Origin of the sequence: Paenibacillus kobensis NBRC 15729 (assembly GCF_004000825.1) — a bacterium.
GTDB lineage: Bacteria > Bacillota > Bacilli > Paenibacillales > Paenibacillaceae > Paenibacillus_T > Paenibacillus_T kobensis.
The window spans coordinates 74,953-96,831 of record NZ_BILZ01000009.1; the positions used below are offsets into that span (position 1 = coordinate 74,953).

Annotated in this window: 22 protein-coding genes; 8 read left to right on the top strand and 14 right to left on the bottom strand. The window is 56.1% G+C overall.

Translation table 11 applies throughout. From position 1 onward, the window contains the following. Positions 1–205: 205 nt before the first annotated feature. A complete protein-coding gene (locus tag PKO01S_RS08430; RefSeq protein WP_127530887.1) occupies positions 206–628 on the top strand; it encodes a hypothetical protein in 423 nt (140 codons plus the stop codon). 132 nt (positions 629–760) lie between these two features. Next, positions 761–1,270 carry a hypothetical protein gene (locus tag PKO01S_RS08435; protein ID WP_127530888.1) on the top strand — a complete coding sequence of 170 codons (510 nt, stop codon included), beginning with the start codon at positions 761–763 and terminating at the stop codon, positions 1,268–1,270. Between the two features lie 54 nt (positions 1,271–1,324). Here PKO01S_RS08435 and PKO01S_RS08440 read toward each other — a convergent pair whose 3' ends face one another. Together PKO01S_RS08440 and mscL are read right to left on the bottom strand one after the other, a co-directional pair. Further along, on the bottom strand, positions 1,325–1,969 hold the full coding sequence (locus PKO01S_RS08440) for an NUDIX hydrolase (RefSeq protein WP_246070491.1): 645 nt from the start codon (positions 1,967–1,969) through the stop codon (positions 1,325–1,327). A gap of 40 nt (positions 1,970–2,009) precedes the next feature. After that, positions 2,010–2,519, bottom strand: coding sequence for a large conductance mechanosensitive channel protein MscL (gene mscL / locus PKO01S_RS08445; RefSeq protein ID WP_127530890.1), 510 nt, complete (start codon positions 2,517–2,519; stop codon positions 2,010–2,012). 233 nt (positions 2,520–2,752) lie between these two features. Here mscL and PKO01S_RS08450 point away from each other — a divergent pair, with 233 nt between their 5' ends. From PKO01S_RS08450 to PKO01S_RS08465, 4 genes are all read left to right on the top strand, one after another. Next, complete coding sequence (locus PKO01S_RS08450; RefSeq protein WP_164779533.1) at positions 2,753–4,606, top strand: ATP-binding protein; 1,854 nt, start codon at positions 2,753–2,755, stop codon at positions 4,604–4,606. Between the two features lie 74 nt (positions 4,607–4,680). After that, positions 4,681–5,451 (top strand): sporulation protein, encoded by a 771-nt coding sequence (locus PKO01S_RS08455; protein WP_127530892.1) that lies wholly within the window; start codon positions 4,681–4,683, stop codon positions 5,449–5,451. Positions 5,452–5,622: 171 nt separating this feature from the next. Further along, positions 5,623–6,771 (top strand): DNA alkylation repair protein, encoded by a 1,149-nt coding sequence (locus PKO01S_RS08460; RefSeq protein WP_127530893.1) that lies wholly within the window; start codon positions 5,623–5,625, stop codon positions 6,769–6,771. Continuing rightward, positions 6,768–7,805, top strand: a complete 1,038-nt coding sequence (locus PKO01S_RS08465) for an FUSC family protein (RefSeq protein WP_127530894.1) — start codon at positions 6,768–6,770, stop codon at positions 7,803–7,805. The genes PKO01S_RS08460 and PKO01S_RS08465 overlap by 4 nt, the downstream gene beginning before the upstream one ends. A gap of 702 nt (positions 7,806–8,507) precedes the next feature. On the opposite strand, the gene PKO01S_RS08475 is transcribed toward PKO01S_RS08465, so the two are convergent. From PKO01S_RS08475 to PKO01S_RS08495, 6 genes are all read right to left on the bottom strand, one after another. Beyond that, on the bottom strand, positions 8,508–8,801 hold the full coding sequence (locus tag PKO01S_RS08475) for a transposase (RefSeq protein WP_164779534.1): 294 nt from the start codon (positions 8,799–8,801) through the stop codon (positions 8,508–8,510). A 112-nt stretch (positions 8,802–8,913) separates the two neighbouring features. Beyond that, the gene (locus PKO01S_RS28730; protein WP_164779535.1) at positions 8,914–9,057 is read right to left on the bottom strand and encodes a hypothetical protein; all 144 of its coding nucleotides are present in this window, start codon (positions 9,055–9,057) and stop codon (positions 8,914–8,916) included. A gap of 104 nt (positions 9,058–9,161) precedes the next feature. After that, entirely contained in the window at positions 9,162–9,497 is a 336-nt protein-coding gene (locus PKO01S_RS08480) for a hypothetical protein (protein ID WP_127530897.1), read from the bottom strand. A gap of 18 nt (positions 9,498–9,515) precedes the next feature. Then, entirely contained in the window at positions 9,516–10,121 is a 606-nt protein-coding gene (locus PKO01S_RS08485) for a TVP38/TMEM64 family protein (RefSeq protein WP_127530898.1), read from the bottom strand. Between the two features lie 15 nt (positions 10,122–10,136). Next, the gene (locus PKO01S_RS08490; RefSeq protein WP_246070492.1) at positions 10,137–11,336 is read right to left on the bottom strand and encodes an MFS transporter; all 1,200 of its coding nucleotides are present in this window, start codon (positions 11,334–11,336) and stop codon (positions 10,137–10,139) included. Beyond that, positions 11,326–12,639 (bottom strand): MGDG synthase family glycosyltransferase, encoded by a 1,314-nt coding sequence (locus PKO01S_RS08495; RefSeq protein WP_164779536.1) that lies wholly within the window; start codon positions 12,637–12,639, stop codon positions 11,326–11,328. Before PKO01S_RS08495 ends, PKO01S_RS08490 begins: the two co-directional genes overlap by 11 nt. 202 nt (positions 12,640–12,841) lie before the next feature. Between PKO01S_RS08495 and PKO01S_RS08500 the strand changes: the two genes are divergently transcribed. After that, positions 12,842–13,819, top strand: a complete 978-nt coding sequence (locus PKO01S_RS08500; RefSeq protein WP_127530900.1) for an aldo/keto reductase — start codon at positions 12,842–12,844, stop codon at positions 13,817–13,819. A gap of 266 nt (positions 13,820–14,085) precedes the next feature. Here the strand turns inward: PKO01S_RS08500 and PKO01S_RS08505 are convergent, their stop codons facing one another. The 4 genes from PKO01S_RS08505 to ilvA all read right to left on the bottom strand — a co-directional run bounded on the left by PKO01S_RS08505 (position 14,086) and on the right by ilvA (position 19,045). Continuing rightward, on the bottom strand, positions 14,086–14,646 hold the full coding sequence (locus PKO01S_RS08505) for an NADPH-dependent FMN reductase (protein WP_127530939.1): 561 nt from the start codon (positions 14,644–14,646) through the stop codon (positions 14,086–14,088). Between the two features lie 310 nt (positions 14,647–14,956). Beyond that, a complete protein-coding gene (locus tag PKO01S_RS08510; protein WP_127530901.1) occupies positions 14,957–15,625 on the bottom strand; it encodes a response regulator in 669 nt (222 codons plus the stop codon). Further along, positions 15,622–17,754 carry a GAF domain-containing sensor histidine kinase gene (locus PKO01S_RS08515; RefSeq protein ID WP_246070493.1) on the bottom strand — a complete coding sequence of 711 codons (2,133 nt, stop codon included), beginning with the start codon at positions 17,752–17,754 and terminating at the stop codon, positions 15,622–15,624. The genes PKO01S_RS08510 and PKO01S_RS08515 overlap by 4 nt, the downstream gene beginning before the upstream one ends. 19 nt (positions 17,755–17,773) lie before the next feature. Beyond that, entirely contained in the window at positions 17,774–19,045 is a 1,272-nt protein-coding gene (gene ilvA, locus PKO01S_RS08520; RefSeq protein ID WP_127530902.1) for a threonine ammonia-lyase IlvA, read from the bottom strand. A 78-nt stretch (positions 19,046–19,123) separates the two neighbouring features. Here ilvA and PKO01S_RS08525 point away from each other — a divergent pair, with 78 nt between their 5' ends. Then, positions 19,124–19,327, top strand: coding sequence for a hypothetical protein (locus tag PKO01S_RS08525; protein ID WP_127530903.1), 204 nt, complete (start codon positions 19,124–19,126; stop codon positions 19,325–19,327). A gap of 213 nt (positions 19,328–19,540) precedes the next feature. Here the strand turns inward: PKO01S_RS08525 and PKO01S_RS08530 are convergent, their stop codons facing one another. Then, positions 19,541–21,130 carry a hypothetical protein gene (locus PKO01S_RS08530; RefSeq protein ID WP_127530904.1) on the bottom strand — a complete coding sequence of 530 codons (1,590 nt, stop codon included), beginning with the start codon at positions 21,128–21,130 and terminating at the stop codon, positions 19,541–19,543. Then, positions 21,127–21,879: an ABC transporter ATP-binding protein gene (locus PKO01S_RS08535; RefSeq protein ID WP_127530905.1), complete on the bottom strand. Its 753-nt coding sequence runs from the start codon at positions 21,877–21,879 to the stop codon at positions 21,127–21,129. Before PKO01S_RS08535 ends, PKO01S_RS08530 begins: the two co-directional genes overlap by 4 nt.

The window sequence follows — 21,879 nt, forward strand, 5'->3', positions numbered from 1 at the left end:
GAAGGGATATCCGGTAATCCAGCCATTTGGCTGCGCCCCGGATATCCCTTTCTTGCATATATCCTTCTCCGCAGTTGCCGGGCTGCCGCCAGCCGCTCTGTAATGGCGCGGGTCTAACAATATACGGATAACGGCTGTTTCTTGTCCATACCTTTCGCTCGTCCCGACATAGGATATGGTGAGCATTAGGGAAGGAGGAAAATAAATGTCCATGAGAAAAGGCGGAATGAAAATTAAGAACGTCCGCTTTCAAGGCGTAACGAAGCATACGACGGATACGGGATCCCGTTCTTGCGGCTGCGACCGCGATCACCGTAGCAATCGCAGCGATGAGAGGGCCGTCGATGCTGTTCAGGATGCCGGCAAAGTACTCAGTTGCATTTTTGGCCTGCTCGAGAACAGGAGAGTAGCGGAAGACTTTGTCAGAGCGGTTCGCCGCCACGACAGATGCGTAATTGAGGCGATTCTGAAGCATTGCGGCTGCGATTGCAAAGTGGTGACGTTCTTCCGTTCGGGAGATGCCGATTGCGTCCGCATTAGCTGTCGCTTCGGCAGAAGAGATGAAGTACGAGTCAACTTCGACATTTGCATCGAACGTAACCGGTCGGAATGGTCGAACTGGTGGTAATACCGGCAATATAATAGAGGATCGGCGGCTCCCTTACGGGGGCCGTTTCTCATTGTGGAACGGCTGATGCCGCGGTTGCATATGCTACAGCATGGGCTGAGATAGGCTAATGTGAAAGGAGGCATTCGACCGATGCCTTTTATACCTAATTTCCCGCCGCAGCTGCTGGAGGAGCATCGAATATGGCATCATGCCAATCATGTGAACGGTACGTTCGTGCCGGTCGGCTGGGGGGACCGGTTCCTCCGCTTCCATCGTTCGTTCATTCGGAGGGCGCTTGCTTGGTATGAGCAGGAGGGGCTCGATAACCGTTATGTGGCGCCATGGCCTCAAGTGCCTGAAGCGATCCGCAATGCGCCTTGCTACAATAGGGCCGCCGAGTCCCGGATCGTGAATCAGCCGCAGTCGTTCTCTACGCTCGACGAGCTAGGCCGCTTCATCGAGTCGAGCCAGGTACACGCGTGCATCCACCAGACAGCGGCTAGAATTTACCGCGAACCGGAAATTAACGACTTCGACGTCGCGCCTCGGAGCACCGTGTTCTATAGCATTCATGGACTGATCGACAATTGGTACTCGAACTGGGAGCGTGCGACTGGCCAGCGCCAAGAAGCCCGGCGTCCGATTGCGAACGCGGATTGAAGCCGCGTTCGTTCAAGAATCGGATGCCGAGCTTGCGCACGGTGGATTGAAGATTTAGGTAAGGCCGCGGAGCAATCGAAGCACTTTGGCATAGTAGGCCGAGTCCCGCGGCACGAAATGCGAGGCTTCTACGATGACGGGCTCCGCCGGGATGGACAAGCCGTCATGGCCGGGACGAACGCCTTGCGCCTCGATAGCGGCAATCCGGCCTTCGAACAAGTCCAACATCGCTGCCAGGTCGGCCTCATACAGACCGGCTACCTCGTCGGTCTGCAGCTTCATCTCGGTCATTGGCGTATCGCATACGAGCCCGTATACATGGTTGAACTCCCGGTCGATGAACGGCACGCCGTTCACGATGCCGCTTGCGTCTTCCCGCCATTGAAACAGCGGAACGAGCGTCTCGAACGGTACGGCGATGCCGAGTTCTTCCTCCAGCTCCCGGGCGCCGTCTTCGATCGTTTCCCCTGCGGCAAGATGTCCGGCCGCTGTAATATCGTAACAGCCAGGATTCGTGTCCTTCGACATTTGGCGCTGTTGAAACCGTACATATTGCCGTTCACCTTCCCGGCGAGTCAGCCAGCAATGAAAGGACATATGCCAGTAGCCGTGCTTATGCGTCTCGGCCCTCGTAGCTTGTCCGACCGGATTCATATTCTCATCGAATATATCAAACAACTCTTCCTTCAATGGGCACATCCCCTTGGTCAGCATCGAATGTACTGTGGTTTAAGCCGTTCTATGCTTGTACGGTCTCTTCCAGATGGGAGGTGCAGTGCTTGCATCTCGTCGCCTTGACGGGGACGCTCGACAAGCAGTACGGACATTCTTTCTCAGTCGGTTCGGACGCCTCTGCTGGCTTCTCTTCAGGCTTGCGCTGAAGCCTGTTTATGCCTTTGACCAAGAAGAAAATACATCCGGCAACGATCAGGAAGTCGAGCACGACGTTAATGAACTGGCCGTATGCCAGCACCGGAATGCCGTTCTGCTGCGCTTGTGCGAGCGACAGCGTGTCAAGTGGGGTTATTCCGTCCGGGAGCGTGCCGCTTTTGTCGATGTCCTTAAGGTTGATGTACAAATCCTTGAAGCTCATACCGCCGAGCAAGACGCCGATAGGCGGCATAATCAGGTCGTTGACGATCGATGTGACGATTTTGCCGAATGCGCCGCCGATGATGACACCGACTGCAAGATCGATGACATTGCCTTTGACGGCGAACGCTTTAAATTCTTTCAATAACGAACTCATTTGTTATCGCTCCTTCTACTTAATTCAGTACATTATACCCGCAAATCTCCGGATTCGAACAGCGGTCTCGGTCTGCTTTCACCTATCATTTGTTCTATTTATGACAATCAGGACTTTGGAACTATGAAAATTATGGCAAATAAAAAAGGAATTGTAGGTAAATTGTCGAATCTAAACGACGAAGAGATCGAATAGAGAAGGTTTGGTTCTATATTATGAACGATTACCTAAGCATGAGCATAAGGACCGAGCTGCTCGTCTTTTTAGTGTTGGCGCTTGTCATCATCGTATTCTCGTCGTTTACGATGTTTACAATGATCGGCCATTTGAAGAGAGAGCAGAAGAGAAGAAGGCAAGTATGGCTGCTTGGCGGCTCCGCCGTCATGGGCATAGGCTTCTGGTCCATGCATTTCTTATCGTTGTTGTCGACCGATCAATATTCTTTTATTAATGTTCAAATGCTGCTGACGCTTCTCGTAGCGGTCGGCTGCTCTTATTTCTCCTTCCTAACGCTTGGGTCAGAACGCATCTCGAACTTCACGGCACGTCTTACGCTTGCTGCCCTGTTGCTCAGCGCTGGCGGCAGTTTGCTCCACTATCTAAGCCGCTTGTCCGGTCCGGTCGAAGCAATTCAGTTCGACCCCATTCTATTCACATTATCGCTCGCGATCATGCTGATCGGTTCCGCAATCGCCCTGTTGCTGCATGAAATGAATCCAGAAGCCTCCGTATGGCCTGCCAGCATTGTGCTCGGCAGTTCTTGTATGATGATGCATATGCTCGGAATGAAAGGCGTCGTTATTATATACAGTGAGCTGCTGACGAGCGAAAGGCTGAACGATTATTACATGATCCTTTCGATCGTGCTGGCTGTCGCTACACTTATTATTCTTGGCATCAGTGTGATGACGCGAGTAACGGACCGCCGGTACCGCCAAGCGGATCAGCGTTACAAGGTTCTGGTGGAGAATTCGATCGACATGATTGCGATTCTTGAAGGCGATCATTGGGAGTATGTCAACCGGTCGGGGCTGGCGTTATTCAATGCGACTTCTGCGGACGAAATGGTCGGCCAATCGATCTATCAGTTCCTGCTGCCTGAGCATCATGAAGAGATGGCCCTTCAGATTGATTCGCTTGAATCCGGCCAGACTTATGGTCCGGTGGAACTAGAGTGGTACACGGTGGATGGGAAGAAGATTTACACCGAGGGCATCTTGGCACCGACGACGTTATCCGGCAGGCCGGCTTTTCAAATCATCGTCCGCGACATCTCGGAGCGGAAGAAGAACGAGGAGCTGCTTATCAACTCAGAGAAATTGTACGTCGCCGGTCAGTTGGCAGCCGGAATCGCGCATGAGATCCGGAATCCGCTGACGTCGCTGAAAGGCTTTCTGCAGCTTATTTCGTCCGGCAGAAGCAACGGCAGAAATTATTACGAAATCATGAAATCCGAGCTCACCCGCATAGAATCCATTGTTAGTGAGCTGCTGATGCTCTCCAAGCCGCAAATTTATGAATTGACGTACCATGACGCAAGACGCGTGCTCGATGATATTGTCATATTGCTGGAAGCGCAAGCTTCGCTGCATAATACGGAGATCGTCATCGATGCGGCCGAGGAGCCGCTATGGGTATTCGGCGTTGAGAACCAGATCAAGCAAGTATTCATCAACGTTTTGAAAAATGCGATCGAAGCCATGGTCGACGGCGGTACGATAACGGTTAACAGCTTGCGGGAAGGCGAATATGTCGTAACCCGCATTACAGACGAGGGTCCCGGCATTCCGAAGGAACAGATGGCCAAGATGGGCCAGCCGTTCTATACGACGAAGGACAAGGGAACGGGGCTCGGTCTTATGGTGACGTACAAAATTATAGATAACCATCAGGGAAGAATTCATGCAAGCAGCGAGATCGGTCAAGGGACGACGTTCACGATATCGTTCCCTTATTCAGCTCCGTCGAAGCCGGACCGCTCCGAAGAGAAGAAGCTGGCCGGAAGGGCTCAAGCCGCTACGGGCGTCGTACTTCGGTCCGTTACGTGGGATACGGCAGGAATGAATGCCCGGATGCGGAATTCTTAAACATTTCTCGAAACGGAATACAGCTTCGCTTCGTAATGACAATCTATAATCGATGTTAATGGAGGGCGGTATTGATGTTTAACCGTTTTTTGGCCAGTATTGGGATCGGCAATGCGAAGATTGATACAGTTCTGGAGAAGTCCCGTTATTCACCGGGTGAAGAAGTGCGCGGCGTCGTCAGAATGCAGGGCGGCAGCGTAGCTCAACAAGTGGAGACGATCGAACTGAGCGTTATGACGGAGTATATTCGAGAAACAGATGATCATAAACACCGCCATCATGCGGAGATCGGCCGCTATCATGTGACAAGACCGTTCACGCTGCAGCCGAATGAGCGCCAAGAAGTGCCGTTCTCGTTCCTGCTTCCGAACGAAACGCCGCTGACGATCGGCCGTGCGCCGGTGTGGATTAAGACGGAGCTCGAAGTGCGCAATGCGGTTGATCCTAGCGATAATGACCGGATCGAAGTGGCTCCATCGCAAGGACAGCATACAGTGTTGGAGGCGATCTCGCGGCTTGGGTTCAGACTCCGGGAGGCGGAATGCCAATATGCTTCGCGTCTGGGCGGACGTCTGCCATTCGTACAAGAGTTCGAATTCGTTCCGTCCGGCGGCCAATTCCGGGGACGTCTTGATGAGCTGGAGCTGACGTTCTTCAACCGCGGCCATGAGTTGGAGCTGCTGCTGCAGGTCGACCGCAAAGCGCGCGGGTTCGGCGGCTGGTTGGCTGAAGCGATGGATGCAGACGAAACGTTCGTCCGCGTGACGTTCTCGAACGCACAGCTGAGTGCAGGGCCGGATGCCATCGCACATCAATTGGCAGACCTTATCGCTCGTTACAGCTAGTGTTTGCAAGCTGGCTGCAAGCCCGGTACGCTTCTATAGCGAACCGGGCTTTGTTATGTTCCGGGCAGCAGATATAGCTTTGCATAGGGAACGATTGTTCGGTATAATCGGAATCACAATCAGGGCGTTCATTCCTATGAAATGGGTGCTAAGAGGCAGGGGGATTTACGCATGGCAGAGCCGTTGAAAAATATTTACGACGGCGATTTTGTTTATAAATTCGGGTTGCTTGTTCAATCCGCATGGTCTTCTTTCGACGCGGACCGGTTCACACATCTTGTAACCGGCGACGGATGGGAGCAGCTAGAGCTTAAGGGCCGGATGAGACGCATTACGCTGTCGCTTGGCCGCACGCTGCCGGAGCGTTACGAACAGGCGCTTGATGTGTTGTGTGCTATCGACGAGCCGTGTACCGGATTGGCGTATTTGTTCTTTCCGGATTTTATTGAGGTGTACGGAAGAGACGAGGCGCATTGGGAGCTGTCGATGAGCATGCTGCAGCGGTTCACAAGCCGCTCGACGTCGGAGTTCGCAATTCGGCCGTTTATTCTTGAGCAATCGGAGCGTACGCTTGCGGCAATGCTGGAGTGGGCGGACAGCGAGGATGAGCATGTGCGCCGCCTGGCAAGCGAAGGCTGCCGTCCTCGTCTGCCGTGGGCGCCTGCGCTGCCGCTGCTGAAGCGCGATCCGTCGCCAGTGCTGCCGATTCTGGAGAAGCTGCGGCAGGACAAATCGCTGTATGTGCGCAAGAGCGTCGCCAATCATCTGAATGATATTAGCAAAGATAATCCTGCAGTAGTTGTCGCCATCGCGAAGCGATGGTTCGGGACACATCCGCTGACCGATTGGATCGTCCGGAAGGGCTGCCGGACACTTGTGAAGCAAGCGGAGCCAGGCGTGATGGCATTGTTCGGTTACGGTGAGGAAGGCGGAGAAGAGGGGACTGCTTCGAAGTCGCTGGCGGCGCATGTTCATCAATTCGAGCCGAACCGGAAGGAATCGGCCATCGGCGACGAGACACTGCTGCGCTATGACGTTCAGCTTCCGCAGGAAGGCGCTGGAGACCGCGTAAGGCTGGAATACAGCATCGATTATGTAAGGCCGACAGGCAAGCGGTCTCATAAACGGTTTCTGCTGGCGGACAAGCCCGTCACGGCGGGAACGCTCCGGCTGCAAGGCTCGAAGCGGCACGCATGGAGGGAGCTGTCGACCCGCAAGCTGTTCCCAGGCGAGCATCGCATAGCATTATGGATTAACGGTGCGGAGATGGCTGCGACGTCAATCATGCTGCAAGCGGCCGAAGGGGTGGGCAACCGATGACAATCGGCGCGCGCGTACTGAAGACGGGCATGGCGGTTGCGCTGGCGATATACGTCAGCGGGCTGCTCGGCTTCGCTTCGCCGCTTATTGCGGCGGTGGCTTCAATATTTACGATACAACCTTCTATTTACCGCTCTTGGCAACAAATAAGCGATCAATTGCAGACGAACATTCTCGGAGCTGCTGTGGCGCTTGCGGCCGTCCGTCTGTTCGGCCATACGCCGATAGCGGTCGGACTCGTCTGTATACTTGTCATTCTTCTTAGCATTAAGCTGAAGATGGAGAGCACAATAGGACTGACGCTGGTCACTGTCGTGGCGATTATGGAAGCGCACAATGCAGGGTTTACGGTCGCGCTGGACCGGTTCCTGATGGTGCTGACAGGCATGGGTTCGGCGTTCGTCGTCAATGTCGCCGTATTCCCGCCGCGTCCCCGCAAGCAGTTCTCGGAGCAGGTGCATCAGGCGTTCGATCAGCTGTCGCTGCTGCTTCGGACGGCGATCTCCAACGAGATGAAGGAGCAGGTGTTCAACAGCGAGAAGGAGCGGCTTGCAGCAACGCTCCGCAAGCTGGAGGACCGGTTTAACGTCTTTGAAGAGGAACGTGCGGTGCTGCCGCAGCGCAAAACGAACCGGGTGCGGCAGCTTGTCGTATCGAAGCAGATGATTAAAGTGTTGCAAAAGGGCGGCGATCTGCTCGATGCGGTAGAGGAGCATTATTTTGCCGCTCCGGAAGCAGAGGAATGGGCACACCGGTTCGACCGGCATATCGAGGATTTGACGAAGTATCATGAGCAAATATTGCTGAAGTCCGAAGGAAAGATGAAGCCGAACGCGGACATCGAGCCGGAGGAAGCGAGAGAGGCAAGGCTCGCATCGCAGTTCGCCGTTTACTTCGGAGAGTCCGATGACAGCCGCAAGAGGCTTATGTTCGTCGCCTCGGCGATGTTCGAGTATGCCTATCACTTGCGAAGGCTGGAGAAGCTGATCGATCAAGTGCTGCAGCGCGAGGCGGTAAATCGCCTATCCCCCTAAATCCCCCTTCCCCCAGGAAGGGGGACCCCAAAGGGCTCCGCCCTCTGGACACCTGGAGGCCTCGAAATGGTGCGCACTCGTGTGAAGATGGGTGTTTATGAGCCGCTTTCGTACGATATAGGCAGCGTTCCCGTCGATACGGGAACGCGCCTGTATCGTACACGCTCTACAGCGTGCATGCGACTTCCTTAGGGGGTTGGCGGTTCGAGCGTTGGAGCGGCCTCGTGCTGGCGTGGTTGGCAAGATGGGAATCATGCGTTCAATCGCTTCTCGCACGATGATTAGGACGGACTGGACCGCTTTCGTGGGATCGGTTCCCTGCGGGAACGTCCGATCCGAAAGCGGTGGCCGCGGCGCTTCGCCCGTGCACTAAGTACTGTGCATAAATGCACCAAAAGCGTAAGGGCGTAAAGAGCGTCCAAAGCGTCAAAAGCGTCAAAAGCGTCAAAAGCGTCAAAAGCGTCAAAAGCGTCAAAAGCGTCAAGGGCGTCCAAGTCGTCAAGAGCATAAAGGCATCGAGAGCGTAAGAACGTCAAAAGCGTCAAGAGAGTCAAAAGCATCGAGAGCGTAAAGGCGTAAAGGGCGTAATAAATATAATAGCAATAGCCCCGGACATTCGGTTCTGCAGATCGGCAGAGCGAAAGTTCGGGGCTATTGTTGTAGTTGCGGTTCATCGGAACAAGCAGATGTGCTTGTACACCGCTATTTCTCGGTCCGCGTATCTTCGGGATGGCGGCGAGGATGCTGCATATGCGCTTCCGGGTTATCGTCATCGTCATGCGGCACGAGACGCGGGTCGGTATGGCCTTTGTGATGATTGTCAAAGTCAAGCTCGACCAGTTCCCATTCGGTGCTGCCAAGTATCGGATCGGACGGGAATAGTTGACCGCGCTCCATCTTCTCCTCACGGCCCCATTCGTTACGGTATACGCCTTCTACTTCGACCTGCTCGCCGGATATCGGGTCCATCTCATTATGCTTGTTGTCAGGGCTCACACGGTTGTCCTCCTTCATGCTGCATGAAAGCCGGTTAGCGGGCCGCGGTTATGCGGCTACTCGCTCACATAGAGTCTCGCGACCAGCTTGGCGAGTATACGCAGGGCGTAATTCACAGCCCGTGCTTCGGCACGGCCGCGCGGTCGGCATCGGATTGAAGCTCGCTCGCTGCCGATTTGCTTGCGCGGCCACGGTCTGCGAGCGATTGCTGCTTGCTCGCTGTGATTTGTTTGTTGGATGGATTTTTCTCGGCCATGTCGCAATGATCTCCTTCCATGATGGCACTGCCGGTCGTTCCGGCTATGCGCAAAGCTGCCTCAACAGTTTGCCACGAAATGCGTCATGTTATGAGCGGTTGAATTATAAGAGCCGAAGGCCGCAGGAAGGACAATTCTGGTGCTGCTCGGTGACCGTTTCGCTGCAAGCCGGACAAGGCTCTGCAAAAGCCTCGAGAGCTGCTGCCGATTGAGCAGCGGTTTCTTTAAGGCCGTCTGCTGATTTGTCGGGAGGGGGGCTTGAGCGAAGATGCGCCGGCGTGCCGAAGATGGTCTCCACCATTTCCTTCAGCTCCTTGAACCGGTCGGAATCGTCGGTCGTCAGCTTGACGAATAAGAACATGGCTCCCACCAGCGCGAATGCAAGGAGCAGGACGAAGACGGTTGCTCCTGTCGAATACCAGTTGATGCTCATCGCCATGAAAGGATGCGCCTCCAGTTATTTAAGTTGGTAACGGTTCTCTAACTGCTTGCCGCCGAGCCACATAACAGCTAGAACGGTCACAAGCACGAGAATGCGCCAAGGCTGCTGAGCGAGATTCGAAATGTCCGCACTGACGATCGAGATGCTGAATATCATGACGGATTTGCCGAGCAGCGTTGCAATAAGAAAGGTTCGGAACCGTAGCGAGCTCAATCCTGCGACAACGTTGATGAGTGCCGATGGGGTGAATGGAAAGCAGGCGAGCAGAAACAAAGGCGTAAAGCCTTTGTTTTCGATCCAGTCGAAAAATTTTTGCGCCTGCGGAATACGCTTCCGGAACCATTGGCCGAGCCTTCCGCCAAGTTTGCGGGCAATCCAGAATACGATCGATGCGCCGATCGTCGCGCCGAGCCAAGACAGCAGGAAGCCGTACCAGAGGCCGTAAATGTTCGCGTTGGCGGCGACAATGACGATAAGCGGAAGCGCTGGAATAAGCGCCTCCGCAATCGGCATGAGCAGCCCGGGAAGCGGGCCAAATTGTTTGTAACTGCGCAAAGTGCGTTCGATATGGTCCAGATCGAGCGACTTGAGCTGCTGTATCCAGTCTTGCCATTCATTCATCCGTGCAAGCTCACCTTAGCCTTTCTGGCGGGATTGGGGTCGATGCTCGGTAAAACTATGGAACGGAAACCATAGATAAAACAATCCGATCAATCCGAACAGCGCAGCGCTGTACCAGACGACGGAGGGCTGTCCGAGCCTAGAGGCGATAATGCCTCCGACGACAGGGCCGATCATGACGCCTATGCCTTCGACAGTGGAGAATATTCCCCAGCCAAGACCTTGCTGCTTCGGCGGTACATACGACGCGAGCAGGGCGTTCCAAGCTGGCAGTACGGCTGCGTACGACAAGCCAAGCGCGGCTGCCAGCAGCAGACAGCTGCCGAAGGGAGGCGCGAGTGCTAGCGAGTACAGCGTGACCGCGAAGACGGCGAAGCCGAAGACGAGAAACCATTTCTTGCCGCCGAGCTTGTCAGACAGCCGGCCGAGCGGCATGAGAGCGGCTACGGTGAAACCTCCGCCTACGAGGAGCAGCAGCGAATACTGCGCTCCCGTCAGTCCGAGCGAATCGGAAGCGAAGCTGGGCAGCACGGGCACCAACATGCTGGCACCTGTCGTCTGCAGAATCATGCCGGGCAGGAGAAGCCGCATTTGGCGCAGCTTCTCCCGGAGAATGATCAACTGCTGCTGGATGGGGATGGTCGCAACGCCTGTCGCGCGTCCGCGCTTCATAAAAAGCGATAGCGCGAACGCAACAAGAGACATGACCAGCAGCAGCAGAAAAGTCCACGACATGCTGTAATCGAGCACAATGTTCGCGGCGATCGGCCCGGCGCCAAGCCCGACGAACCATATCGTATACAAGTATCCCATCTGCGTCGCGCGCCGTTCGTTCGACACCCGGGTCAGACAGACGATCCAGATCGGCGAGATGCCGATGCCGAACAAGGCAGAAGCGGTAATGAACAGCCATGGGCTTTGCCCATAGGGCAGAATCGCGATTCCGGCTGTCGTCAGGAACAAGCCGGCTTGCACGACGATACGGGCAGACATGCGGTCGAGCAAGTAGCCGATAATCATTTTGAGCGCGGTATCCGTTAAATAGTGGGCGGTGACGGCAATGCCGATGACGTCCAGCGATAAGCCGAGCGATTTCTCGCCGTAAACGGGCATGAAACTGATGACGCCTGCGCCCCTAATGAACTCAACCAGAAACAGAATGACGGAGAACAGAACGGTCTCCGCTTCGAACCACCGGAAGATTTTATCGGTCACGGCAGTTAGCTCCTTCGATGTGCGATGTGGAGGATGTCTCTTCCAGTTCCATTATAGGGCATTGGCTCAAAATATCCAAAGCGATCGAATCGGCAGCGCCGGACCGTCCTAACGCGGCTGAAGCAGCCTGAGTGAATTGAAGGCGTTCGGGGTTGGACAACAGCGATTGGACGGCGTTGCTCAGTTCTTCGGGATGATGGGTAATGAAGGCAGCGCTTTGAGACTGCAAGTATAACGCGTTATTTCGTTCTTGGCCGGGAACTGGACGATATATGAATAATGGAAGTCCGGCTGCCAGCCCTTCTGACAATGTAATGCCACCGGGCTTGGTTATGAGGCAGTCGGCCAGCGCCATCAGTTCGTGAATCGGCTCGACAAAGCCGAAGATGTGCAGACGGTCGAAGCCGTTCTCCGCAGACGGGGAGGAGAGGAAGCGCTCCCTCATCATATCTGCTAGAGCTGTATTGCGGCCGCATACTAATGCGATGGATAGATCGGGATGGCGAAGCAATGCGCTGCAAATGGCGGAAACATCAGGCATGACGCCCTGGGCTCCGGCCATGATGAGCACGAGAGGACGGTCTTCGGGAATGTTGTATTGGCGGTAAAGATCGGTTATTGGCTTAGGAGGAAGGCTCAAGTCGCGGCTTGGCAGCAAGGCATGATCGGCAGCAAAATGGGTAAAGCCGCGTTTGACCGGAATACCGCTCACAATGATGCGACGGCTGGCAACGCCTAGCTTGACGAGTTCAGCCTTCAGGTCGTTCGTCGCGACATAGTAGCGGTCGACATGCGGGTGAACCCAGCGGCAGTGGAGATCGAAGTCGGTCACGACAGCCATTGCCGGAACGCGGGGCAGCCGGCTGCGCCGTCTATTGGAAGGAGCGGCGAAGGCCGGGAACGTATAAATGACGGCATCCGGCTGCTCTGCGAGCAGCAAGCGCCGCATCGTATCCTTGCCGAATGAATGAAGCCATCCGCCGAACAGCGAGTCATGCTTCATCGGCCGGGTGCGGTCGTACACCCATCCGTATAGAGAAGGCATCATCGAATAGCTGCGCGTGTAAAAGCGTCTCGTTACCTCATTGAGAAGAGGACTGGCCTTCGCCATAATGTCGATGAGTTTCACGCAATGGCTTGGAACCCCTTGCAGCTCCAGCGCTTCGCGGATTGCCCGCGCCGCTTGCAGATGCCCGTCGCCGTAAGATGCATAAATAATGAGCAGCTTCGGGTCCCGCCGGACGGATGTCTCTGACGCTGCGGCACGGATTAGACCAGGCTTCCGAATTTGTGGGGAATGCATGCGACACACCTCCTGCCCGGAAGTATAGCGTGCATTTGTCATCGGAGCATTAAGGAACAAGGGCCATTGGAGCATCCAAGATGCTCTTCATGATTACTTCATGAATGCAAGGATGTAATGGATTTGTATCGTTGCTGTGATAAAGTAAGAGGGCGGTACAAGCTATCATAGTCTTGTAGATTGAAGGGAGAAGGAAATGACGATGGAATATACCAAGCTTGGCAAGTCCGGACTGCGTGTCAGCCGTTTGTGCCTTGGCACGATGAATTTTGGCGTTGATACGGATGAACAGGAATCATTTCGTATTATGGATGCTGCGCTTGATGCGGGCATCAACTTCTTCGACACGGCTAATATTTACGGTTGGGGCGAAAATGCGGGGCGGACCGAAGAAATTATCGGCCGCTGGTTCGCGCAAGGCGGCGGCCGCCGCGAACGCACGGTGCTTGCTACCAAAATGTATGGCGACATGAGCGATCCGCTCGACGGTCCGAACGGCGAAGCGGGCTTGTCCGCTTATAAAATCCGCCGCCATCTCGAGGGTTCGCTCAGAAGGCTGCAGACGGATCATATCGAGCTTTACCAAATGCACCATATCGACCGCAGCGTAGGCTGGGTCGAGCTGTGGGGCGCATTCGAAATCGCAGCGGCGCAAGGCAAAATCGGCTACGTCGGCTCCAGCAACTTCGCAGGCTGGGATATTGCCGTTGCGCAAGGCGAGGCGAAAGCCCGCGGCAACATCGGCCTCGTCTGCGAGCAGCACAAATATAACTTGCTGTGCCGTCTGCCTGAGCTTGAAGTGCTGCCGGCAGCACAATCGCTCGGCCTCGGCATCATTCCATGGAGCCCTCTTGACGGCGGTCTGCTCGCCGGCAACGCCCGCCGCGGAGGCGGCGGCAAGCGCAGCGGCGATGCGAAGCGGCTCGAGCAACACGCCGCTCAGCTTGAAGCGTTCGGCGGCTTGTGCGACGAGCTCGGCGAGCGCGAAGATATCGTGGCGCTCGCGTGGCTGCTCGCGCAGCCGGCGGTTACCGCGCCGATCATCGGCGTGCGGACGCTTGAACAGTTCGAGCGCTCGCTGCGCGCGGTAGAAGTGAAGCTCGACGAGGCGGCTCTGAAGCGTCTCGACGAAATTTTCCCGGGCCCGGGCGGCTCCGCACCGAAAGCGTACGCTTGGTAAGGTCGTTTGATGTAATGAAGCGCCCCATTTGCTGTTGATACAGCAAATGGGGCGCTTTTTGTGATGCAGGGGAGCGGGCAAGAACAGCCCAATAGGTGCCGGAAAGCACCTATTTAAGCCTGAAGCGAGCAGAAGTAGCCGAATAGGTGCCGAAAAGCACCTATTTAAGCCTGAAGCGAGCGAAAGCGGCCGAATAGGTGCCAAAAAGCACCTATTTAATCCTGAAGCGAGCGAAAGCAGCCGAATAGGTGCCGGAAAGCACCTATTTATGACGTGCGCGCCGGGTGCGGAACCGTTAAACGCGAGGCCAGCTCGCTGAATACGTCCAGAGCACGGTGAATGCGGTCCGTTATGCCGCTGTTGTGCTCATAATCGGCGGGCTTTTGTTCGAATAGGCTGCGCTGAGCACCGCCGATCGATATCCATTCCGGACTATTGATCCCGTGCAAGTTGCGAACAATCGCCTGCAACTGCTGGAGCGAGCTGACGCCAATCGGACCGCCTGCCGAGCTGATGGACAACACTGCTTTGCCGCTGAAATGAGACTGGCCGAGGTAGTCGAGCGCATTTTTCAAAGCGCCGGAGATGCTGCCATGATACTCGGGAGTCGTTAAAATAACGGCATCCGCTTCTTGCATAGCGCGCTGCAGCTTCACTGCAGAATCATCCGCCCCGGCGTCCGGCGAGTACATTGGCAGCGGCTGTTTGTAGAGATCGAACAATTGAACGGTATGGCCTTGCCGCGTCAATCTGCCTGCTGCGTACTCCGCGGCGCGGGTGCTCGTAGCATCTTTCCGGTTGCTGCCTGCGATAATTGTAATTTTCATCATAAAACGCCTCCTTCTTCATATGGGCACTGCCAGGGATGGCATTCGTTTGCTTTTGCGGGTCATAGCTGAATGGTGTTTGTTGTTCGTTGCGGGTGTAGTTGAATTTGTTGATTTAATCGTAACGAAATCACAGAGGAAATTCGTCGGGAATAAGGAGGATTTTACAAAATTGGAATGTTCGACTTCGGTTGCAGATGGTCTACGACTTTGGTTGTAGTTGTAGCGGGGGACGCTTGCGGGCACAAAAAAGGCTGCTCCCCAACCCTAAGGTTCGAGGAGCAGCCAACAGCTCTGTATACACCAGCTATTACGTCGCCTGATCCAATCCGTGCTTGACTGCGAATATAGCCGCTTGCGTCCGGTCGGCGAATCCGAGCTTGTCGAGCACATGGCTGACATGGGTTTTGACCGTTTTCTCCGTAATGGTCAGCGAATCGCCGATTTCTTTGTTGCTCATGCCAGACGCAATGAGCCGCAGCACCTCGAGCTCGCGCCTAGTCAGATCGGACAGCCGGGAGGCCGGGTCCTGAGCGTCAGGCTTAGCGGCTGCTTCCGGCGCGGCGAGCAGGCTCATCAACCGGCCGGCGGCGTCGGGATGGAGCTCGACCTGTCCTTGCCACACGCGCTTGATGGCGCGGACGAGCTCGTCGGGCTCGATATCTTTGAGCAGGTAGCCTTTGGCTCCGGCCCGAATCGCAGGCAGGACATGATCCTCGTCCGAGAACGAGGTGAGCACGATGACCTTGACGTCAGGGTGAGACTGCTTCAGCCGTCTCGTTACCTCAATGCCATCGAGTACAGGCATATGCAGATCCATCAAAATCATATCCGGCGACAATTCTGCGGTGCGCTCGATTGCCTCTTGTCCGTTCGAGGCTTCGCCGATTACCTGAAGGTCGGCTTGCATGGATAGAAACATTTGCAGCCCTTTGCGCACCATCGCGTGATCATCGGCAAGCAGCAATCGGATCGTCATCGTTCCAAATTCACCTCAGTTCGTATAGCAGCGGAAGGGAGCGGGATCACCACTTCGATGAGCGTACCGCCCGCTCTTCTGCCCGTTGCCGAAAATGTGCCGCCCAGCGCTTCCGCGCGCTCGCGCATCGTGGACAATCCGAAAGACGGAGGAGCCGAAGTCCGGTTCTTCGAGGCGCCGGACGGCATTCCTTTGCCGTTGTCGCTGACGCGCAGCACCGCTTCGCCGTCCGATAACGTCAGCGAGATGTCCGCCGAGTTCATGCCGGAATGCTTGCTGACATTGTTAAGCGCCTCTTGTCCGATGCGCCACAGCGCATCCTCGGCCGCGCGGGGAAGCTCGCGGACACCTTCGACACTCGTCAGAACGCGAAGGCCAAGCTTCTCGCCATACTCGCGCAGCGCGGTCACGAGACCAGCCTGCAGATCGGAAGGGCGGAGCTGCAAAATGAGAGACCGCATTTCTTTCAGCGCGCTCTGCGACAGGCTCTGCATATCGCGTACGGCAGCGAGCGCCGCATCGGTGTCGGGCGAAGGGCCGCTCAGCAGGCCTTCGACGCCCCGCGATGTCATGGACAGCGAGAACAGCAACTGGCTGACGGAATCGTGCAGATCGCGGGCCAGCCGGTTGCGCTCCTCGATCCGGGCAAGCTCTCTGCGGTGTTCGGCCAGCAGCGCGCTGTCGAGAGCTCCGGCGATATGTTCGGCCATCGCTTCTAGCACGGGCCAATCCGCTTGCGTAATCGCATCGCGCTTGCCGCTGGCCACGACAAGCACAAGGCCGGTTCGGCCGAACGGCAGCGGAACGGCAGCAGCGGTCCTCAGCTTATAAGGGGCTTTGGAACTGCCGCGCGTACGGTCGCTGAATGCCAGGCAGCCGGCCTCTTCGGGCGTCGCGGCGGACACTTGCCGGCGCAGGGCGGTTTCTCTTAACCATCTTGCATGCTTTAACGAAATACGCTGCTGAATCGTGCAAGCTTCATCGCTATAGTAGACGGCCCGCAGCGCAAGCTCATTGCCCGACACGTCGTAAAGCGCTGCAGCCGGCCAAGCGAACAGCGTGCTGATCAGCCGCAGCGCGTAGTCGATTAGCGGCTCGGCACTGGAATCGTCGTTGTGTGAACCGAGCGCCCGGCTGAATTCGTCCAATCGCGCGAACAGCTCGGCCCGACGCTGCTCAGCCGCATACAGCCGGATCCGCTCGATCGCGCCGCCGATCTGGAAGGCGACCGATTGGAGAAGCGCCAGCTCATCGTCCGTAAAATGCGTCTTGCCCGGCGCCGCGACGTTCAAAATACCGACGAGCTTCTTGCCCGTTCGCAGCGGCACGGTGGCGTGATGCGTAATGCCGTAAGTATCGCCCCAGCGGAAAGTTGCGGCATCTTCCAGCCGTTTGCAATTCAAAATATTGATGGCATTGACGAGCCGTCCGTCCCAGAACCGGTCCAGGCACCAACAGGAGCCGTGGTTCATTCGTTTGCCGCCGTTGCCGGTCAAGGCGGGAGGGAGGTTCTGCTCGGCGACAGAGCAGAAGTCCATATAGCTTTCCGACAAGAAGATCCATCCGGTCGTCAGTCCGCTAAGCTCCATTAGCTTCTCCAGCACCGACTGGAGCATAGTGGAGAGCTCATTCGATTGATTCAGCGTCTCAGCAATGATTTTGAGCAGAATCATCTCCTGAACGCGATGCTTCGGCACCATTAATGCAGCGGAGACGGAGGAGTTCGATAGCGCACCTTCCTTAAGCGCGGCCTCACACTCCTGATGGCCGTGCGCATCGCCAATGGGATGAGCGATGACGGTATCGCCGCCTGCGCAAGCATTCGCGAGTCCGCCGCCTGAGGCGTCCTGCGCGCTCGCTTCATTTGAAGCTGCTTCTGCCGAGCAGTCGATATCAGCATCTGGCGCGAGGGCAATGCATGCGGAGTCCGCCGCGCAGCAGACGCCAGCGTCCTCTGCGGTCTCAGCGTACGCTGCAGCTTGCCCAAGCCTGTCGCTGTCCGCCGCATTGCTAGCTGAATCGCTGCTAGTTACATTGCCCGCCGCACTGAAGCCAGCAGCCTTTTGCCGCCGCTCATGTTCTTCGCACGGCTGCTGCTCCCGGTGCTGCCCGTTATCGTCTAAGGCCATGCCATCGCCTCCTTGCGTATTAAATCAACAGATTGAACAGCAGCGGGTCCTTGTTCAGTTCATAGAACGTCAGTCCTTTGGCATACATCCGCTCCATCAGCGGGGCGTAGTCGGCCCGTTGCTTCAGCTCGATGCCGACGAGCGCAGGCCCGTTATCCTTGTTGTGCTGCTTCGTATATTCGAATCTTGTTATATCGTCGTTCGGGCCGAGCACGTCGTCGAGAAACTCGCGCAGAGCGCCGGCGCGCTGTGGGAAATTAACCATGAAATAGTGTTTAAGCCCTTCGTAGATGAGCGAACGTTCTTTAATTTCCTGCATCCGGTCGACGTCGTTATTGCCGCCGCTGACGATGCATACGACGCTCTTGCCTTTGATCTGGTCCCGGTACAGGTCGAGTGCGGCAATCGGCAGCGCGCCTGCCGGCTCCGCTACGATCGCATTCTCATTATACAAATCAAGCAGCGTCGTGCATACTTTGCCTTCCGGAACAAGCAGCACGTCATCCAATAGCTCGCGGCATATCTCGAAGGTCAGGTCGCCGATCCGTTTCACCGCTGCGCCGTCGACGAACTTGTCGATTTCGTCCAGCGCCACCACTTTGCCTTCGTCGAGCGACCGGCGAAGGGAAGGGGCGCCCTTCGGCTCAATGCCGATGATGCGCGTGTTTGGCGATACTGCCTTCACGTAAGAGGCGACACCAGCAGCCAGTCCGCCGCCGCCGACCGTGAGGAAAATATAGTCCGGCGAGCTCTCTGCCGCTGCCATAATTTCTTGGCCGATCGTGCCATTGCCGGCGACGATCTTCGGATCGTCGAACGGATGAATGAATGTCATGCCGGTCCGCTTGCTCTCTGCGATCGCTTGAGCATAAGCGTCGTCGAACGTATCGCCGACGAGGACGACCTCTACTTGATCGCCGCCGAAGAAATTCACTTGCTTGACCTTCTGGCGAGGCGTTGTGCTCGGCATGTAGATTTTGCCCGGAATGCCGAGCGTCTGGCACGAATAGGCAACGCCTTGCGCGTGGTTGCCGGCGCTGGCGCAGATGACGCCTTGCGCGACCTGCTCAGGCGATAACGACCGGATCATATGGTAGGCGCCGCGTATTTTGAACGAACGGACGATCTGGAGATCTTCTCGTTTCAAGTACACTTCGCATTCGTATCTCTCGGATAAAACACGGCTGTGCTGCAGCGGAGTGCGGTTGACAACCTCCTTCAGATGGAGGTGGGCTTGCATGATTTCTTCGAGTGTGATGCGTCGCGACTCGTAGCCATTAACTATTGTCATGTGCAGTCATCCTTTCTTTCCTAGGCACTCCTAGTTTCATTGTACACAAAAAAATCCCGTCCCTCACAGGGACGAGATTTGTACTCGCGTTACCACCCTTATTCCGCCCGCATCATCTGCCTGCGCAGCCTGCTCGACGTCATAAGCGGACTGCGCGCCGACCGGGACGGCGCTCTATCGCGTACGTGTTCATACGCGTTCCATGTAACGGTGGACAGCCGTCCGCGCTTACCGTTCTCGCCATTCGGCGGCTCAGCGCGTCTTCTCAGGGAGGATGCTTAATCTCCGGGCGCACACATCGGCTTGCAGCGGTATGCCGACTCTCTGTGGAATGCGCGGGCGGGCAGCTTGTTCCCGTCATAGAATTTGATCGAAATTTCGGAATATTTAAGTTATACATGCGGCGGCAGTCTGATGTCAAGTCCGAAAACTCTGTCCCGCTCGAAACCGGCAAGCCTGCGGTCCTCATGCTGAACCCGCAAGCTTGCTGTACCGTTATTCGAACGTTTTGATGCCTTGTTTGCGTTGTCTCGCTTGTATCATGTACAAGGTAGTGGCAATTCCTTTTGATCCGAGAACGAACGCTCCCCATGATAAAGGCAGGCCAATAACGGCATATAGGGCCAATCCGACCCATCTGGACTCGGAAATGCCGCTCTGAATGAGCGATTCGGGCATGATGAATTGGTTGAAAAGCATCGGACCCATATAAGCCAACATTAGGATCGGGATGGAGACGTATGCAAGCCATTGCCGGTTTCCGTATCCGTAGGTCAACGTGCTGGCAAGGCTGCTGGAGATGATGTATACGAAGTACATCGCGATCATATACACACCGCATAGAACGGCTGTATGCGAGCCAAAATGCTCAGGGCGGACGAACAAGTAGCGCGCTGCCGCACCGAGTGCCATCCCTCCGGCCAGGCCGCCGAGCCAGATGCCGGACGTTGCCCAAGCTGCCAGCAACCGGGACAGCATGACGGTGAGCCGGCTGTAAGGGAAAGTGAGCACCCACTCCAGCCTTCGTTTGTTAATATCAAGATTGAAGCGAAGGGTGAGCATCGTCACTGTGAAGATGCCTGGGATAACGATGAGTGCCCGGATCAGTTGGACCCAATTGTCGTCCTCCAGCGTGATGAATCCGCCTGCCGTCGTGCCGAGCACTAAGATGCCGTATACCATACGTACCCAGCGAATGGCCGAGATGTTGCGGAATACGGACCGCTCGAGCGCGTACAGACTCTTGAAGCCGCGGGCATTCGGGCGCTGCGCTTTCGTACGGGATGACAAGAACGATGCTCGAAGGGCGTGTCCTCCCAGCAGCGACCGCTTGGCGATAATCCAGTCGAACCCGTATTTCGGAATCAGATTCAGACATAGCCGGCGGACGAGCGGGATAAGCAGGAAGGCACCTGCCGAATAGAGCCATACGCGTCCGGCAGCAAGCCAAGGGCTATCCGGATGCGTAATATATAGGACACCGAGTCCGACTGTAGGGATGCACCATATCGAGAAAAATAATGGCAAAAGCCATTGGCGCCAGCCTTGCATGGCGATCATGACGAGCATCGCGATAAACGTAATCAAGATCGTAATTGCGGCGTACAGCGCCGCATAGGCCAACGCTGCCCCGATGATCCGGTCGCCGTCCGCATATAACGGAGAATCGGTGATAGCGGACGTGAGGACGCTATGAACGGTCGCGACCAGCCATAATGCGGCCGCGAAGCAGCCAGTCAATGGCAGCGATCCCAGCATTCGTGCATGAACAAGCGTCTCGCGCGGAACCGGAAGCGTCAGCCACCACTCACGAAATGCATTTTGCGGCAGCATCAGGATGCGCGTAAAGGTAATCGTAAAAGCGGCGATCCATAACAATACGGCGCCAAGAAGGTAGATTTGCTCCGGCGTATACCGGTCGGCAAACGCAAGGCGGCAGACGATAATGGCAAGAAGCGTGCCAATGGCCCAGATGCCCGCCGAATTTTTCGATGTCGGCATATAAGAGGTGAAGGCCCGCATCTCCATCTTCAGCAATGGATCGTCGAAGGAATGACCAGGCCGGCTTCGTTCGTACTGGTTCATGCGAACACTTCCCTGTAGCAGGATTCGACGGATTGGCCTTGCGCCCTTAAAGCTTCTGTATCATAGACACCCTTGATCGTTCCGTCGCCGATTAGCAGGATCCGGTCGAACAGCGATTCCATCTCCCGAATATCGTGCGTCGCGATCAAGAACGTCCGGTCGCCGGCCGCAGCTTCGTCGGCGATGGCAGAGGAAATGTTCTCGCGGGACAACAGATCGACACCGGTGAAAGGCTCGTCAAGAATGACGAGCGGCGCGCGCCGGGACAGGCAGGTGAGAAGCTGCAGTCTAGCCTCTTGGCCCCGCGAGAGTGTGGCGATGCGCAGTGAAACATCGACTTCCAACTTGCGCACCCACTGATTTTCTAACGAGCGGTCCCAATCGGGGTAAATGCCTGACGCGTAGCCGAGCCATTGCTCGGCGGTCAGCCAGTTCGGCAGCTGTCCTCGGTCCGGCAGAAAAGAAAGATCGCGGAGCGTATCGACCGAGGGCTTACTGCCGAGCACTTCGACAGATCCTGCACTCGGCTCCATCAACCCGGTCAGAATGCGCATTAAGGTCGACTTGCCGGCACCGTTCGGGCCGAGCAATCCAACGATTGAACCTCTCTTGATCTCGAACGAGACGCCGTGCAGCACGTTCTTCTTCTTGAATGACATGCTGACCTCGCGGCAGCGGACGGCCAGTTGTGCCGAGTCGGCGGACAGTGTATGCGCGGCGTCGGCATAGCTATTAAGCATTTGCTTCAT